The 219-nt window shown below is 52.1% G+C and carries 1 pseudogene; it reads right to left on the minus strand.

Going from position 1 to position 219, the window contains the following annotated elements:
* Positions 1–219, minus strand: a pseudogene (locus H6B10_RS17250) (hypothetical protein); the annotation flags it as partial.

A 219-nucleotide genomic window follows, 5' to 3' on the forward strand; every position in this document is an offset into this window, starting at 1 on the left:
CGATCCCTCTTATCATTTGCCGCATTTCTATGAACTTTTTGCTCTGTGGAGCGACGAATGCGACCGTCCTTTCTGGCATGCAGCCGCAGCGGCCAGCCGCCAGTACCTGCGCAATGGTAGCCAGAAGCCCTACAGGATGCAGAGCATTTCCTTCAACGGGTGTGCCGTCGATCAGATAGATGCCGTTTGTTTGCCCGTGTTCCTTTTCTTCAAAAAATT

The organism is Gemmiger formicilis (genome assembly GCF_016901605.1).
Lineage (GTDB): Bacteria > Bacillota > Clostridia > Oscillospirales > Ruminococcaceae > Gemmiger > Gemmiger formicilis_B.